Origin of the sequence: Mesorhizobium sp. M7A.F.Ca.CA.004.04.2.1 (assembly GCF_004022825.1) — a bacterium.
Taxonomy (GTDB): domain Bacteria; phylum Pseudomonadota; class Alphaproteobacteria; order Rhizobiales; family Rhizobiaceae; genus Mesorhizobium.
Genome location: NZ_RZPH01001774.1, coordinates 1 through 471, shown reverse-complemented (window position 1 = coordinate 471; position 471 = coordinate 1). Strand labels below are relative to the sequence as shown.

The 471-nt window shown below is 68.8% G+C and carries 1 pseudogene; it reads right to left on the bottom strand.

Features of this window, described 5'->3' with window-relative positions:
- A pseudogene (locus tag EN893_RS37505) lies at positions 1-471 on the bottom strand (double-strand break repair protein AddB); the annotation flags it as partial.

The window sequence follows — 471 nt, the reverse complement described above, 5'->3', positions numbered from 1 at the left end:
GTCGCTTTCCGCGAGGAATTTCGGCCAGGCTTCGGTGACGATGCCGAGGAATTCGAGGGTCACCTGCCACCACCCGGCAAGGTTGCCGGTCACCAGATCGGTGAGCTTGGCCCAGTCCGTTCCTTCCGTCTCGATCTCGTCCATCAGCCGGGCGAGATCGCGCGCCAGCCAGATCGCGTCGGCGGTGGAAGCCGGGATGACGATCTCCTCGGCGAAAAGGGCGGCGACATGCGCCGGCAGCCGGCGTTTCCAGGCGCGCACCAACGGCGTCAGCAGCAACAGGCGTTCGATCGCGGCGATCGGCGGCGCGAGATCTATGGCCGCCGATGCCTCGGTCTCGAATGCGGCCTCATCCTCGTCGAACTCGCCCAGTGGCCGGATGACCGGCAGGATCGCCGAGCCGCCGCCGCCGCGTGCCGCCAGGCTGTCGACGAAGACACCCCGCAAGGCACGCGCGGCACGGCGTGTCGG